This is a genomic window from Sphingomonas sp. (assembly GCF_036387595.1).
Lineage (GTDB): Bacteria > Pseudomonadota > Alphaproteobacteria > Sphingomonadales > Sphingomonadaceae > Sphingomonas.
Window position 1 is genome coordinate 24411 of the sequence record NZ_DASVTL010000085.1, and the last position, 14626, is coordinate 39036.

At 67.3% G+C, this 14626-nt stretch carries 10 protein-coding genes; 4 read left to right on the plus strand and 6 right to left on the minus strand.

Annotated features, from left to right (window positions below; all coding sequences use genetic code 11):
* Positions 1–143 precede the first annotated feature (143 nt).
* Positions 144–1619: a glycerol-3-phosphate dehydrogenase gene (gene glpD / locus VF643_RS09215; RefSeq protein WP_331043196.1), complete on the minus strand. Its 1476-nt coding sequence runs from the start codon at positions 1617–1619 to the stop codon at positions 144–146.
* A 64-nt stretch (positions 1620–1683) separates the two neighbouring features.
* Here glpD and VF643_RS09220 point away from each other — a divergent pair, with 64 nt between their 5' ends.
* Positions 1684–4056, plus strand: coding sequence for a ribonuclease R family protein (locus VF643_RS09220; protein WP_331043091.1), 2373 nt, complete (start codon positions 1684–1686; stop codon positions 4054–4056).
* Between the two features lie 174 nt (positions 4057–4230).
* Here the strand turns inward: VF643_RS09220 and VF643_RS09225 are convergent, their stop codons facing one another.
* Both VF643_RS09225 and VF643_RS09230 read right to left on the minus strand, forming a co-directional pair.
* Positions 4231–5391, minus strand: a complete 1161-nt coding sequence (locus tag VF643_RS09225) for a saccharopine dehydrogenase family protein (protein ID WP_331043092.1) — start codon at positions 5389–5391, stop codon at positions 4231–4233.
* Between the two features lie 289 nt (positions 5392–5680).
* The gene (locus VF643_RS09230) at positions 5681–7468 is read right to left on the minus strand and encodes an ABC transporter transmembrane domain-containing protein (RefSeq protein WP_331043093.1); all 1788 of its coding nucleotides are present in this window, start codon (positions 7466–7468) and stop codon (positions 5681–5683) included.
* A 139-nt stretch (positions 7469–7607) separates the two neighbouring features.
* On the opposite strand from VF643_RS09230, the gene VF643_RS09235 reads away from it, so the two are divergent.
* Entirely contained in the window at positions 7608–8825 is a 1218-nt protein-coding gene (locus tag VF643_RS09235) for a polyhydroxyalkanoate depolymerase (RefSeq protein WP_331043094.1), read from the plus strand.
* Positions 8826–8868: 43 nt separating this feature from the next.
* Here VF643_RS09235 and VF643_RS09240 read toward each other — a convergent pair whose 3' ends face one another.
* A complete protein-coding gene (locus tag VF643_RS09240; RefSeq protein ID WP_331043095.1) occupies positions 8869–9345 on the minus strand; it encodes a pyridoxamine 5'-phosphate oxidase family protein in 477 nt (158 codons plus the stop codon).
* Between the two features lie 45 nt (positions 9346–9390).
* On the opposite strand from VF643_RS09240, the gene VF643_RS09245 reads away from it, so the two are divergent.
* Complete coding sequence (locus VF643_RS09245; RefSeq protein ID WP_331043096.1) at positions 9391–9567, plus strand: hypothetical protein; 177 nt, start codon at positions 9391–9393, stop codon at positions 9565–9567.
* Positions 9568–9712: 145 nt separating this feature from the next.
* Here the strand turns inward: VF643_RS09245 and VF643_RS09250 are convergent, their stop codons facing one another.
* Positions 9713–10888: an acetyl-CoA C-acyltransferase gene (locus VF643_RS09250; RefSeq protein WP_331043097.1), complete on the minus strand. Its 1176-nt coding sequence runs from the start codon at positions 10886–10888 to the stop codon at positions 9713–9715.
* 67 nt (positions 10889–10955) lie between these two features.
* Positions 10956–11390 carry a MaoC family dehydratase gene (locus tag VF643_RS09255; protein WP_414713838.1) on the minus strand — a complete coding sequence of 145 codons (435 nt, stop codon included), beginning with the start codon at positions 11388–11390 and terminating at the stop codon, positions 10956–10958.
* Between the two features lie 109 nt (positions 11391–11499).
* Between VF643_RS09255 and putA the strand changes: the two genes are divergently transcribed.
* Positions 11500–14601: a bifunctional proline dehydrogenase/L-glutamate gamma-semialdehyde dehydrogenase PutA gene (putA, locus tag VF643_RS09260; RefSeq protein ID WP_331043099.1), complete on the plus strand. Its 3102-nt coding sequence runs from the start codon at positions 11500–11502 to the stop codon at positions 14599–14601.
* Positions 14602–14626: the final 25 nt, after the last annotated feature.

Sequence of the window (14626 nt, forward strand, 5' to 3'; positions counted from 1 at the left end):
GGTCCGGCCTCTAAAAGTTTTAGGAGAGGATGCCTGAAAGGCCTGATCCTTGTGCATCGGCGCCAGCTGGGTTGCAATTGCAAATTGTGCAATGCGGCATAAAGTTTGTGCAACCGTTGGCATCGCGGCGCTGTCTTGCCGGATCATGTTCCCGGGAAGGTCGCGCACCACCAAAGCGCGAACGCTTCCCGCTCGTCTGCGGTCATGTGCAGCCCCAGCTTCGAACGGCGATCCAGCGCGTCGTCGGCGGTGCGCGCCCATTCGCGCTCCCGCATCCAACGCGCCTCCACTTCGGTCAGCCCCGCACCGAACGCCGCGCCCATGGCGCGCTCATCCCCGATCCCGGCCAGCATGGTCGCGAGCAGCGTACCATAGGCCCGTGCCATCCGTTCGGCCCTTGCATCGCCCAGAAAGGGCCAACGCGCCCGAACCTCCGCGACATGATCTGCCAGACCGGCGATCCCGCCGCCAGGAAAGACGCGCTCCCGCGTCACCGGCGTGACGGTTCGGTTCATCGGCGTCGCGATCTTGGCTACCGCTTCTTCGGCGAGGTGGCGGGCCGTGGTGATCTTTCCGCCGAAGATCGAAAGCAGCGGCGGCCCCGCTGTATCGAGTTCCAGCACGTAATCGCGCGTCACCGCCCGCGCCTCATCCGCGCCATCGTCGTAGAGTGGACGGACGCCCGACCAGGTGGCGACGACGTCGGCGGGCGCGATCTGCGCAGTGAAATGGCGGTTCGCCGCCTCGCACAGATACTCGATCTCGTCGTCGTCGATCACCGCATCCTCGGGCGCATCGACCGGTACGTCGGTGGTGCCGACCTCAGTAAAGTCGTCCTGATAGGGAATTGCGAACACGATTCGCCGATCCGGCTGCTGGAGGATATAAGCGTGGTCACCCGCGTACAGCCGCGGAACGACGATGTGGCTGCCCTTGATCAGGCGCACCCCGGCGGCTGCATTCACCCCGAGCCGGCCGAGCAGCTGCGCGACCCAAGGCCCCGCCGCGTTGACCAGCGCCTTGGCCGCGACCGTGCGCCCGTCCGACAACGCCGCGCGCCAGACGTCGCCCTCGCGCCTGGCGCTTTCCAGTCCGACCTGCACCGCGATCTCGGCGCCATTGTCCGCGGCATCGACCGCGTTCAGCACGGTGAGGCGCGAATCATCGACGAAGGCATCCGAATAGACGAAGCCCCTGACGCCTTTTGGCCCCGATCCCTTCAGCGGCGCCAGATAGGCGGTATCCCTGGTCTTCAGGCCGCGCGAGCGCTTCAGCGTCATCCGTCCGCCGAGCAGGTCGTAGAGATACAGCCCGGCGCGGACCATCCACCACGGCCGCACCGCATTTTCGTGCGGCAGGACGAAGCGCATCGGCCGGATGATGTGCGGCGCCGCCTTCACCAGCCGCTCGCGCTCGCGCAATGCCTCCGCGACCAGGCGGAAATCGTAATATTCCAGGTAACGCAGCCCGCCGTGGATCAGCTTGGTCGAGGCGGACGAGGTCGCGCCTGCCAGGTCGCCCTTCTCGACGAGCAGCACCGACCAGCCGTTCAGCGCCGCCTCGCGCGCGATCGCGGTGCCGTTGATCCCCCCGCCGACAACGAGCAGGTCGTAAGTCATCATTGTCATGGGACCGGGTTCATAGCGGGTGACGCAAGCGCCGCGAAACCCTATCTCTCACGCCATGCGTAAACCTCCCCCCGGCCTGCCCAGCCGCGACCAGATCCTGTCCTTCATCGCCGCTTCGGACGTGCCCGCGGGCAAGCGCGAGATCGCGCGCGCGTTCGGCCTGCACGCGCAGGACAAGATCGCCTTGAAGGCCTTGTTGAAGGACATGGCTGACGAGGGGCTGATCGACTCCGCCCCCGGCCGTGCCTTCCACAGGATGGGCGGCATCCCCAAGGTGACGGTGCTGCGCATCGCGGATGTCGACGATGGCGGCAACGTCTGGGCGGTGCCCGAGCGCTGGGAAGCGGAGACGCCGCCGCCGCGGCTGCGCGTGCGCGAGCGCAAGCGCGGCGAACTGGGCGTCGGCGAGCGGATATTGGCGCGCACCGAAGAAGCGGGGGCGGGGTGGATCGCGCATCCGATGAAGGTGCTCGCGCCCGCATCCGAACAGATGCTGGGCGTGCTGCGCGAGGAGGCCGGGCGGATGTGGCTCACCTCGGTCGACAAGAAGGACCGGCGCGAAGTGGCGGTGTCCGACGCGGGGGATGCGCAGGCGGGCGATCTGGTGCTGGCCGAAAAGGCTGGTCGGCCGCCGCGGATCACCGCGCGCGTCGTCCAGCGGCTGGGCGATCCGTTCGCGCCGCGCAGCTTCTCGCTGATCGCGATTCACAAATTGGGCATCCCCGACGTGTTCGCCGCCGAAGCGCTGGAGGAGGCACAGGCGGTCGCGCAGCGCCCGCTGGGCGACGATCGCGAAGACCTGCGCCATCTGCCCATCGTCGCGATCGACCCCGCCGATGCGCGCGATCACGACGATGCGGTGTGGGCGGCGCCCGACGACGATCCCGCCAATCCGGGCGGGTGGAAGGCGATCGTCGCGATCGCCGACGTCAGTTTCTACGTCCGCCCCGGATCGGCGCTGGACCGCGAGGCGCGGGCGCGGGGGAATTCGGTGTATTTTCCCGATCGCGTGGTGCCGATGCTGCCCGAGATCCTGTCTGCCGACGTGTGTTCGCTCAAGGCGGGGGAGGATCGCGCGGCGCTGGCGTGTCACTTGCAGATCACGTCTTCGGGGGTGTTGAAGGGGTGGCGGTTCACGCGCGCGCTGGTGCGGATCGCGGCGAATATCGCGTATGAGGACGCGCAGGCTGTCGCCGACTCATTCCTCCCTGGGATGGAGCGCGGGGTTGGATTGCCCCCGGCAATCCAAGATCATGCCGGGGGCATGATCGACCCCGCGCTGGGGACCGCTCGCGAAGCGAGTGGTGGAGGGGTAGCCACGGGCGAAAATCCCGCTGGGCTGCCCCTCCACCAGCGTGAGGCTGGTCCCCCTCCCCGTTCCGGGGAGGAATTGGGAGCCATCCTCCGGCCGCTGTGGGACTGCTGGCATGCCCTTGCCAAGGCACGTAACGCGCGGGCGCCGCTGGAACTCGACCTGCCCGAGCGGCGCGTCGTCCTCGACGAACAGGGCCGCATCCTCTCGGTCGCGCCGCGCGAGCGGCTGGATTCGATGCGGCTGATCGAGGATTACATGATCGCCGCCAACGTCGCCGCCGCCAAGGCGCTGGAGGCGAAGAAGGCACCGGTGATGTATCGCGATCACGAGCCGCCGAGCCGCGAGAAGCTGGTGGCGCTGAAGGATTATCTGGAAACCTTCGGCGTGCCGTTCGCGCTGGGGCAGGTGGTGCGGCCGGCGACCTTCAACCATATCCTGGAACGGATAGGTGACGCGGACTTCCGGCCGCAGGTGATGGAGCAGGTGCTGCGGACGCAGACGCAAGCCTATTACGGGCCGATGAACCACGGCCATTTCGGGCTGGGGCTGGGCAGTTACGCGCATTTCACCTCGCCGATCCGCCGCTACGCCGATCTGGTCGTCCACCGCGCGTTGGTAGCGGCTTATGCGCTAGGCCCCGGCGGCGCGGCGCCCGACCCCGCCGAAATGGAGAGGGTGGGCGAGGCGATCAGCCGGCTGGAGCGGCGCGCGATGGAAGCCGAGCGCGATACCACGGACCGTTACGTCGCAGCCTTCCTCTCCGAGCGCGTTGGCCAGATGGTCGAGACACGGATTACCGGGATCACCAATTTCGGCTTCTTCGCAACCGTGGAGGCGATCGGTGGCGACGGGCTGATGCCGGTGCGCGACCTGGGCGGCGAATATTTCCGGTTCGACGAGGGCGCGCGGACGCTGACCGGGGAAACCAGCGGCGACGTCTTCGCGCTTGGTCAGCGCCTGACGCTCAAGCTGGCGGATGCGAACCCGGTATCGGGAGCGCTGAGGTTCGAACTGCCCGAGGGGAAAGGTGCGGCTCCCGGTTCTTCACCGCCGCGGTTCCTCAAGCGGCGGGGGCGGCCGGCCAACATCCGGCACCAGGGCAGGCGGCGTTAGAGTGGCCGCGCGGTGCGTAACTTCTCTATCATCGCGCATATGAGCAAGATGCAATCTTCCCACGACCCCGTGCGGTCGCTTTGATTTTGTGCACCGATGAGAAAGAGCGCGGGTACTGGCCCGGTGGCAAGGGTGACACGTCTCGGGCTTGTAGGACAGGGGCGGGCGCAGCCTTCATTCGGTGGTGAAGGTCAGCCCCGCTCTCGCTTCAAGCCGATCGCGCAGCTTCGTGCCGAGCAGGGCGCCCGGGGTCCAGATGCCACCCTGGTGCCCTCCGGCGTGCGCGCTTTCGGCCAGGAGCAGGGCGGTTTCGGCGATCATCTTGCTGGTCGATCCGTAGCCCGGATCGCGATCACCGGTGACGATCGTGTCGATCCGGCTGCCGTCGGGCATCAGTCCGGCGAAAAGGATGTCGTAATGGCCGGTGTCGCGTTCCTCCTTGGAGGGGCCTTCGCCGGGTTTCGGCCCCTTGTCGCTGGCGAGCGGATTGAGTTTGGCCAGCGCCTCAGCAGCGGCACGGCCGATGTCGCCCAGCCCAGCGACGACCATCTCGTCATAGACGAAGTCCGTGCCATAGGCCTGACCGAGCAGGAAGCTGGTGCGGTGGACGTTCTTCGTATTGATCGGCGCCATGATGAACGGTGCGACCCACGCCTGGATCGTCGCGTCATATTCCGGGATCAGCCCGGTCGGCTGGCGTATGCCGGAGAAGCCGGGGGTCAGCGCGAAGGGGCTGGCGAGCAGCTTGATAAGCGATGGATCGCGCGCCGCCGCGGCCAAGGTAGCCTTCAGGCTTGCCGCGGTGCCGCCGGAAAAGCCCCCCTTCATCGTGCGCACCCGGCATTTCACCCGCGGCGCAGGAGCACCGTAGCGCGCCTTTGCCGCGTCCTGAAGGGTCAGCACGCCGAGATCGAAAGGAATGGAGTCGAAGCCGCAGCTGAACACGATACGGGCGCCGGTGTGCTTTGTCTCATCCTGATGCGCGTCGATCATCTGCCGCATCCACGCCGGTTCGCCGCACAGATCGACATAGGCCGTGCCGGTGGCGGCGCAGGCGGCGACGAGCGCGGAACCGTAGAGTTGATATGGTCCCACCGTGGTCAGTACGACGGTTGTCCGTTCGGCGAGCGTGCGCAGCGATACGTGATCGTCGGCGTCGGCGGTGAGCAGCGGCGTATCGGCGAGGGCGCCGACAGCATCGCGAACCTGGGCCAGTTTGGCCAGATCGCGTCCGGCCATCGCCCAGCGCGTCGCGCCGGTCTGCGTCAGATATTCGACCACCAGCCGGCCGGTGAAGCCGGTCGCGCCGAATACCACTATGTCGAAGTCGCGCATGGATATTCTCCTGTACGGCTGTCATGTGCCGTGCCCGCGGGGGCGGCAAGCCCTTCGGCGAAATCCTTTCGCCAGCAGACGAGGCCGGTGGTTTCCTCTCCAGCAGGGGCCAGCGGTAGGTTTCCCGTCACCGTCACCCCGACGCGGTGGCGGTCCATAGTGTCCGGGGCGAGGGCGTATGCAGACCGCAGCCATTCAGCCTGCCGCACGATGGACCCCGGCCTGCGCTGGGGTGACGGTAGGTGGATGGGAGAACGACCGACAAGGGCGTGGTCACCAGTCCCGTCGGTCAGGCCGCTTCCTGGAATTGCAGGCTGGCGAGGCGCGCATACATGCCGCCGCGCGCGATCAGCGTGGCGTGATTGCCCTGTTCGACGATCCGACCGTCATCCATCACGATGATCCGGTCGGCCGCCCGCACGGTGGCGAGACGGTGGGCGATGACCAAGGTGGTACGGGTCGCCATCAAGCGTTCGAGCGCCTGCTGAACCAGCCGTTCGCTTTCCGCATCGAGCGCGCTGGTCGCCTCGTCGAGCAGCAGGATCGGCGCGTCGCGCAGTAGCGCGCGGGCGATCGTGACGCGCTGCCGCTGGCCGCCGGACAGGCGCGCGCCGCCTTCGCCGAGAAAGGTGTCGAGACCTTGCGGAAGGCGACGCAAAAATTCGGCGGCATTGGCGGCCTCAGCGGCGGCCCACAGCCGGTCGTCGGAGGCTGTCCAGTCGCCATAGCGGAGATTGTCGCGGGCCGACGCGCCGAAGATCACCGCGTCCTGCGGCACCATGGCGATCCGTGCGCGGATCGCGGCGGGATCGGCGTCGGGCAGCGCGACGCCGTCGATCAGGACGCGGCCGCCTTCCGGATCGTAGAAACGCTGCGCAAGCTGGAACAGGGTCGATTTGCCCGCACCCGACGGGCCGACGATCGCGACCGTCTCACCGGGCGATACCGCCAGCGTGAAGTCTTCGAGCGCAGCCACCTCGGGGCGCGTCGGATAGTGGAAGCGGACGTGTTCGAACGCGATGGTGCCGATCACGGGGACGGGCAGGAGGATCGGGGCTGGTGGCGCGGCGATCTCTGCGCGCTCGCGGAGCAGTTCGGACAGCCGGCTGGCGGCCCCGGCGCCGCGCAGCAGATCGCCATAGACTTCGGTCAGCGCGCCAAACGCGCCCGCGACGATCCCGCCGGTGAGCACGAATGCCGCGATCGACCCGCCGCTGATCCGGCCGGCAGCGACGTCGATCGCGCCCTCCCAAAGGACGAGGGTGATCGAGCCGAAAACCAGCCCGATGACGATGGCGGTCATGATGGCGCGCAGCGCGATGCGGCGCTTTGCGGCGCCGAACGATGCCTCGACCGCATCGCCGAACCGCCGCGTCTCGCGCGCTTCCTGCCCGAAGGCCTGGACGATCTTCATCGCCCCCAGAGTCTCCGTCACCATCGAGCCGACGTCCGCGATCCGATCCTGCGACGTGCGCGAATAGTTGCGGATGCGCTTGCCGAGCACCGTGATGGGCAGGATGATGAGCGGGATGCCCAGCATCATCATCCCGGCGAGCTTGGGGGAGAGCACGAAGAGATAGATCATCCCGCCGACGCTGGTGAACGCGCTGCGCAGGGCCACCGATACGGTGCTGCCGACGACGTTCTCGATCAGCGCGGTGTCGGAGGTCAGCCGCGACGCGATCTCCGAAGGGCGGTTTTCCTCGAAGAAGCGGGGGCTGAGGCGCAGCAGGTTGGTCTGCACCGCGGCGCGCACGTCCGCCACCACGCGTTCGCCGAGCCAGGAAACGAAATAGAAGCGGATCGCGGTGGCGATCGCCAGCACCACGACGATCATCAGCAGATAGTGGAAGGCCGACGCGATGTCGCCGCTGGCCCCGGGACCGAAGCCGCGGTCGATCACCCGCTTGAAGCCATAGGGGATCGCGATCGTCGCCGCGGACGTCACCGCCAGCGCGCACCATGCCAGCGCGATGCGCCCTGGATAACGGGTCGCGAAATGCCAGACCATCGCGAGTTCGCCCATGCGGCGGCGTTCGGGCGGCGGCGTCGGATCGGCGGTCGAGGGGGACGTCATGTCGCGCGCCTAGCAGGACGCGGTGGCCTGCTCAATGCGAGGGTCACCGGCAGGCGGGCGGCCACCGCGGCAATCGCTGTTGCGATGCGGCATGAATGCGTTACGGCTTCTGCAACCTATCTGGGGTTAAGGAAACCCGATGCTCTACAACGCCTATGAAATGCAACGTTCGCTTCTCGCCAACGCCAGCGCGATGGCCAGTTTCGGCGCGGGGATGCTCCAGAACCCGGCAAACCCGTTCGCCTATCTGGGCGGGGGCACGATCGTCGGATCGGCCCTGGAGGTGTTCGCGCATGCAGCGGCACCGCGCGGCAAGCCGGCGTTCGGCTTCGATCACACCATGATCGACGGTCGCACAGTGGCGGTGCGCGAGGAGGTGGTCGTCCGCAAGCCGTTCGGCCAGTTGAAGCGCTTCGTGCGCGAGGGTGTCGACAGTGGTCCCAAGCTGCTGATCGTGGCACCGATGTCGGGCCATTACGCCACGCTGCTGCGCGGCACGGTGGAACGCATGCTGCCGTTTGCCGACGTCCACATCACCGATTGGCGCGATGCCAAGCTGGTGCCGTTGTCGGACGGGCGCTTCGATCTCGACGATTATATCGACTATGTGATCGCGTTCCTGGAGGCGATGGGCCCGGGGTCGCACATGCTGGCGGTCTGCCAGCCGTCGGTGCCGTGCCTGGCGGCGGCGGCGGTGATGAGCGCGGACGGCAATCCGTGCCGGCCGAAGACGCTGACGATGATGGGCGGCCCGATCGACACGCGCGAGGCACCGACCGCGGTCAACACGTTGGCGACCAAGCGACCCCATTCCTGGTTCGAACAGAATGCCATCGTCACCGTGCCGATGAGCCACCCGGGCGCCGGGCGGCGGGTGTATCCTGGTTTCCTTCAACTCGCCGGCTTCATGTCGATGAATCTGGGCAACCACATGGTCAGCCATTACGAGATGTTCAAACACCTGGTGAGCGGCGACGACGACAGCGCCGATCTGACCAAGGACTTCTACGACGAATACCGTTCGGTCTGCGACATGACCGCGGAATTCTATCTTCAGACGATCGACCTGGTGTTCCAGACGCACGCGCTGCCCGAAGGCACGATGACGCATCGGGGCAAGCTGGTCGATATCGGCGCGGTGACCGACATCGGGCTGCTCGCGATCGAGGGCGAACGCGACGACATTTCAGGCCTGGGCCAGACAAAGGCAGCGCTGACGCTGGCGACGAACCTGCCCGACGCCAAGAAGCGGTATCTGATGGCCGAGGGCGCCGGCCATTACGGCATTTTCAACGGCTCGCGCTGGCGCGACAAGATCGCGCCGGTGCTGGAGGAATGGATCACCGCGAACGCCTGACGCAACGAAAGGCCGCTCGATCGGGCGGCCCTTCGCGGATGGTTCAGGCGATGGCGTCCACCTTGGCGTGGCTGCTCGATTCCGATGGCGTGATCGTGCCGCCGAACAGCATCTTCACCCGGCCGGTCAGCGAGATGTCCGTCTCCCAAAGCTCGGCCGAACTCACGTCGAAGCGCAGCAACGTCGCGTCGGCCTTGCCGTTCGGAAACCAGGCGTCGACGTGGTTGTTCCAGAGTTTGTCGACCTGGGCGGGGTCATTGTCCCGAGTGACGGTGCCCGCCAGGCATGCGAAGAAATCATGCCCCTTGCCGACGAACTGCGCCATCGCCTCGCCGCCGCGGGCGATGCGGTTGTCCGGGCCGGAGAAGAAGAAGAGCGTGTTGGGCTGATCGTCGTCGAGCTGCGCTGTCATCGGCTCGGCATGCTGGCCGTCCATGAGGCCGATCATCACGAACGGGCTGGCCTTCAGCTTCGCGATGAATGCTGCCGCGACTTCCTGCGGCGTGTCCTTGTCGGCCATGATCTCGTCTCCTGATGGTGATTTCGGCAGGAGAACGAGCGCGGGGTGGGTTGGTTGCGCCGCTGGACCGTCACCGGCATGATCGGCGACGGCAGCTATCCTGCTGCCACCACAGATGGGAGCTTCACAATGACAGTCTCCGATTTGTGTCTGATCCTCGGCGTGCTCTTCGCCTTTGCGACCTTGGTCGTGAAGATCATCGAAGTGGCGCGTCGCCGGTAAGGCACACGGGCGGGGCTCGGCTGACAGGCCGGGCCCCAAACGTTTTTGAGCCCCGGCCGTGACAGCGACCGGGGCTCACACAGAAAGGATGCCAATGACAACATCCGAACTGTCGATTACCCGAATCGGGTAAAAGTTTCAAGCATCACAGCACTTCGAACAGCCCCGCGGCGCCCATGCCGCCGCCGACGCACATCGTCACCACGACGTATCTCGCGCCGCGGCGCTTGCCCTCGATCAGGGCGTGCCCGGTCATGCGCGCGCCCGACATGCCGTAGGGATGACCGATCGAGATCGCGCCGCCATCGACGTTGAGCAGTTCGTCGGGGATGCCGAGCGTATCGCGGCAATAGAGAACCTGGACCGCGAACGCCTCGTTCAATTCCCACAGCCCGATGTCGTTCACCGTCAGGTCGAAGCGCTCGAGCAGCTTGGGGATGGCAAAGACTGGGCCGATGCCCATCTCGTCCGGGGCGGTGCCCGCGACCGCCATGCCGACGTAGCGGCCGAGCGGGGCCAGGCCGCGGCGCTCCGCTTCCTTCTCCTCCATGATGACGCTGGCCGAGGCGCCGTCGGAGAGCTGGCTGGCGTTGCCCGCGGTGATCGTGCCGTCGGGCAGCACCGATTTCAGCGACTGGAGACCTTCCAGCGTGGTGTCGGCGCGGTTGCCCTCGTCCTTGGTGAGGGTCACGTCCTTGTGGGTGACCGCCTTGGTCTCCTTGTCGACGATGGCCATCGTGGCGCCGACCGGTACGATCTCGGCGTCAAAGCGGCCGGCCGCCTGCGCGGCGGCGGTGCGCTGCTGCGACTGGAGGCCGTAGGCGTCCATCTGATCGCGCGAGATGCCGTAACGCTTGGCGACGATCTCGGCGGTCTGGAGCATCGGCATGTAGATATCGGCGTGCATCCGCAGCAATTCGGGGTCGGGCGCGATGTTCATCTTGGGCGTCTGCACCAGGCTGATGCTGTCCACGCCGCCGCCGATGACGACGTCCATCCGGTCGGTGACGACCTGCTTGGCGGCTGTCGCGATGGCCATGAGGCCGCTGGCGCACTGGCGGTCGATCGACATGCCCGAGACCGTCGTCGGCAGGCCGGCGCGGAGCAGGGCGGTGCGGGCGATGTTGCCGGCCTGATGCCCCTGCTGGAGCGCGGCGCCGAAGACGACGTCCTGCACTTCGTCGCCCGATAGTCCGGCGCGCTCGACCGCGGCCTTGATCGCGTGGCTCGCCAGCGTCGGCGAGGGCAGGTTGTTGAAGGCGCCGCGATAGGCGCGACCGATGGGGGTGCGGGCAGTGGAGACGATGACGGCTGAGCGCATATTGATTATCCTTAGCTATTTTCGAAACTTCACGATGCCCGCGTTCGGCGGGTATCAGACGGGGTTGTCAAACGAAGATCTGGCTCATCCACTCGGCGATCAGGGCGGGCTTTGGCGCACCCTCGATCTCGACGGTGAATTCGGTGGTCTGCTGGAACTGGCCGGGCCGCTTTTCATGAAAATCCAGCAGCTTGAAACGGCCTCTGACCCGGCTGCCCGATCGGACGGGGGTCAGGAACCGAACCTTGTTGCCGCCGTAGTTGACGCCCATCTTCGCACCCTCCAGGCGCGGCGCATCGGCGACCTTCGACGACAGCAACGGCATTAGCGAGAGCGTGAGAAAGCCGTGCGCGATCGTGCCGCCGAAGGGCGTCTGCGCGGCCGCGACGGGATCGATGTGGATGAACTGATGATCGCCGGTCGCTTCGGCGAACTGGTCGATCATCGCCTGGGTCACTTCCACCCAGTCGCTGAGCGTCTCGATGCCGACGTGGCGCTTCATCTCTTCGACGGTCAGGCTCGCCACGCGTCATCCCCTCAGCTAAGCGCGAGCGTTCTGTAGGCGCGCATCGCGACGCTTGCCAAGCCCCAGCTAGACCGGAACCTTGAAGATGGCCACTGCCGTAGCGTCGGACCCCCGCATCATCATGCGCAAGTTCTACCGCGCGAGCGAACCCGATGTTCTAAAACCGCTGCTGGCCGGGGCTGCTCTCGATCGCGACTCGCGCGAGCGCGTGGTGGGGCATGCGCTGGGGCTGCTCGCCGATCTGCGCGCGGCGCAGGGCAAGGGGTGGGTGAACCGCTTCCTGCAGGAATACCGGCTGAATTCGTCGGAGGGCGTCGCGCTGCTGAGCCTGGCGGAGGCGTTCCTGCGGGTGCCCGATCCGGCGACCGCGGACCTGCTGATCGCGGACAAACTAGGCGAGGCGGACTGGCGCGCGCACACCGGCAAATCGAGTTCGCTGCTCGTCAATTCGGCGACCTGGGGGCTGGTCGTCGGCCGTGCGCTGGTCGGCGAGGGCGAGACCGGGCCGCTGCGCCGGCTGATGAGCCGTGCGGGCGAGCCGTTCGTGCGCCAGGCAGTGGGCGCGGCGATGAAGATGATGGGCGAGATCTTCGTGATGGGACGGACCATCGACGAGGCGATGCGCCGGATGCGGCGACCCGAGCACAAGGGCTTCACCGCCAGCTTCGACATGCTGGGCGAGGCGGCGCGCACGCACGACGATGCGGCGCGCTATTTCCGCGCGTACGAAGGCGCGATCGCGGCGGTGGGGAATGACGCGGCGGCAGGCCATTCGGTGTCGGTCAAGCTGTCCGCGCTCCACCCGCGCTATGAAGTCGCGCGCCGGGGCGAGTGCGTGCCCGCGCTGACCGGGATGCTGGAGGCGCTGGCGGTCCAGGCGGCGGCAAAGGGGATCGCGCTGACCGTCGATGCCGAGGAATCCGAGCGGCTGGAGATGAGCCTGGACATCATCGGCACCGTCGCGGCGCTGCCCGTGCTGAAGGGCTGGGACGGGTTCGGCATGGCGGTGCAGGCTTACGGCAAGCGGGCGCGGCCGGTGATCGCCTGGGCCGACGCGCTCGGCCGGGTGATGAACGTGCGGCTGGTGAAGGGTGCCTATTGGGACAGCGAGATCAAGCGCACCCAGGTGGAAGGCCTGAGCGATTACCCGCTGTTCACGCGCAAGGCGGCGACCGACGTGTCGTACCTCGCGGTGGCCAAGGACATGCTGGCGGCGGCGAACATCCGCCCGGCCTTTGCCAGCCACAATGCGCTGACCGTGGCGACGATCATGGAATGGGCGGGCAATTCGCGCGATTTCGAGTTCCAGCGGCTGCACGGCATGGGCGACGGCTTGTATGAACGGCTGGTGCAGGAGAACGGCTATCACTGCCGGGTCTACGCGCCGGTCGGCGGGCACCGCGACCTGCTGGCGTATCTGGTGCGGCGATTACTGGAGAATGGCGCCAATTCGAGCTTCGTCCACCAACTGGCGGACGAGCGGCTGAGCGAGGCGGAGATATTGGCGGACCCGGTGGCGAAGATCGCAGCGGTGGGTGGCGCGCGGCATCCGAGCATTCCGTTGCCGCGGGATCTGTTCGGGGCGGGGGGGCATCGCAATTCGGCGGGGTTGGATCTGAGCGATGTGGGGGTTCTGGGGGGGGTGGTGGCAACGGTGAAGACGCCGGTGTTGAGCAACGTTGGTCACCCTCACCCTTCCGGCGCTTCGCGCCTCCCTCCCTCTCCGGGTGGGAGAGGGAAGGGGCCCGCCGCCGCAGGCGGTGGGAAGGGTGAGGGCGATGCGGCGATGTCGGCGAGGGAGGCGATTACCAATGCTCATGCCGCCTTCCCCATTTGGTCCGCTACCCCGGTCGAGGAGCGTGCCGCGTGTCTCGAACGGCTCGCCGACCTTATCGAGCATCACCGTGAAGAACTGATGGCGATCCTCGTGCAGGAGGCCTTCAAAACCATCCCCGATGCGATCGGTGAGGTGCGCGAGGCGGCGGACTTCTGCCGTTACTATGCGCTTGAAGCCAAAGCGAAACTGCGCCCCATCGATCTGCCGGGGCCGACGGGCGAGCGCAACACGCTGAATCTGGAGGGGCGGGGCGTCTGGGCGGCGATCGCGCCGTGGAATTTTCCGCTGGCGATCTTCCTGGGGCAGGCCGTGGCGGCGCTGGTGACCGGGAACACCGTGGTCGCCAAGCCCGCGCCGCAGACGCCGCGGATCGCGGCGCGCGCGGTGGAACTGGCGCATGAAGCGGGGGTGCCGGCCGATGCGCTGGTGCTGGTGACCGGCGGACCGGAGGTGGGCGGCGCCTTGACCGGCGACGTGCGGGTGGCAGGGGTGGCGTTCACCGGATCGACCGCGACCGCCAAGCGGATCGCGCGGACGCTGCTGGAAGACGATGCCCGCCCGATCGTGCCGCTGATCGCGGAAACCGGCGGGATCAATGCGATGATCGTCGATTCGACTGCGCTGCCGGAGCAGGTGGTGGCGGACGTCGTCGCCTCTTCGTTCCGGTCGGCGGGGCAACGTTGTTCGGCGCTGCGCCTGCTGCTGGTGCAGGAGGATGTCGCCGAGGGCGTGATCGCGATGCTCAAGGGCGCGATGGACACGTTGATCGTCGGCGACCCCGGCGATCCGGCGACCGACGTCGGGCCGGTGATCGACCGTGCGGCCTACGACCGGCTGATGGCGTATCGCGAGGCGGCGCGGGCGCGCTGGGTGAAGACGGTGCCGGTGCCCGGCGATTCCGAAGGACGGTCGCCGCAAGACGGCGACCTGGGGGGGCTGTACGTGCCGCCGACGCTGATCCGGCTGGGTTCGATCGGCGACCTGACCCAGGAATGGTTCGGACCCGTCCTGCACGTCGCGACGTGGCAGGCAGGCGAACTGCCGGAGACGATCGCCGCGGTCAACGCCAAGGGATATGGCCTGACGATGGGGCTGCACAGCCGCATCGCGCGCGCCGCCGAACTGGTCGAGGCGGAGGCCGCGGTCGGCAATCTGTATATCAACCGGTCGATGATCGGCGCGGTGGTGGGCAGCCAGCCGTTCGGGGGCGAGGGGCTGTCCGGAACGGGTCCGAAGGCGGGGGGGCCGCATTACCTCTATCGCTTCTGCGTCGAGCGGGCGGTGTCGGTGGATACGACGAGCGCAGGCGGGAATGCGACGTTGCTCAGTTTGGACGAGGGCGGGATTTAGCCGCTTGTTCCTCCCCGCGGAGCGG

What these genes read in the sequence shown, in the direction of transcription:
- VF643_RS09250 (WP_331043097.1), bottom strand. Translation starts at nt 10,888, where the DNA reads ATGCGCTCAGCCGTCATCGTCTCCACTGCCCGCACCCCCATCGGTCGC.
- VF643_RS09240 (WP_331043095.1), bottom strand. Translation starts at nt 9,345, where the DNA reads ATGGCCGACAAGGACACGCCGCAGGAAGTCGCGGCAGCATTCATCGCG.
- putA (WP_331043099.1), top strand. Translation starts at nt 11,500, where the DNA reads ATGGCCACTGCCGTAGCGTCGGACCCCCGCATCATCATGCGCAAGTTC.
- VF643_RS09225 (WP_331043092.1), bottom strand. Translation starts at nt 5,391, where the DNA reads ATGCGCGACTTCGACATAGTGGTATTCGGCGCGACCGGCTTCACCGGC.
- VF643_RS09220 (WP_331043091.1), top strand. Translation starts at nt 1,684, where the DNA reads ATGCGTAAACCTCCCCCCGGCCTGCCCAGCCGCGACCAGATCCTGTCC.
- VF643_RS09255 (WP_414713838.1), bottom strand. Translation starts at nt 11,390, where the DNA reads ATGAAGCGCCACGTCGGCATCGAGACGCTCAGCGACTGGGTGGAAGTG.
- VF643_RS09235 (WP_331043094.1), top strand. Translation starts at nt 7,608, where the DNA reads ATGCTCTACAACGCCTATGAAATGCAACGTTCGCTTCTCGCCAACGCC.
- glpD (WP_331043196.1), bottom strand. Translation starts at nt 1,619, where the DNA reads ATGACTTACGACCTGCTCGTTGTCGGCGGGGGGATCAACGGCACCGCG.
- VF643_RS09230 (WP_331043093.1), bottom strand. Translation starts at nt 7,468, where the DNA reads ATGACGTCCCCCTCGACCGCCGATCCGACGCCGCCGCCCGAACGCCGC.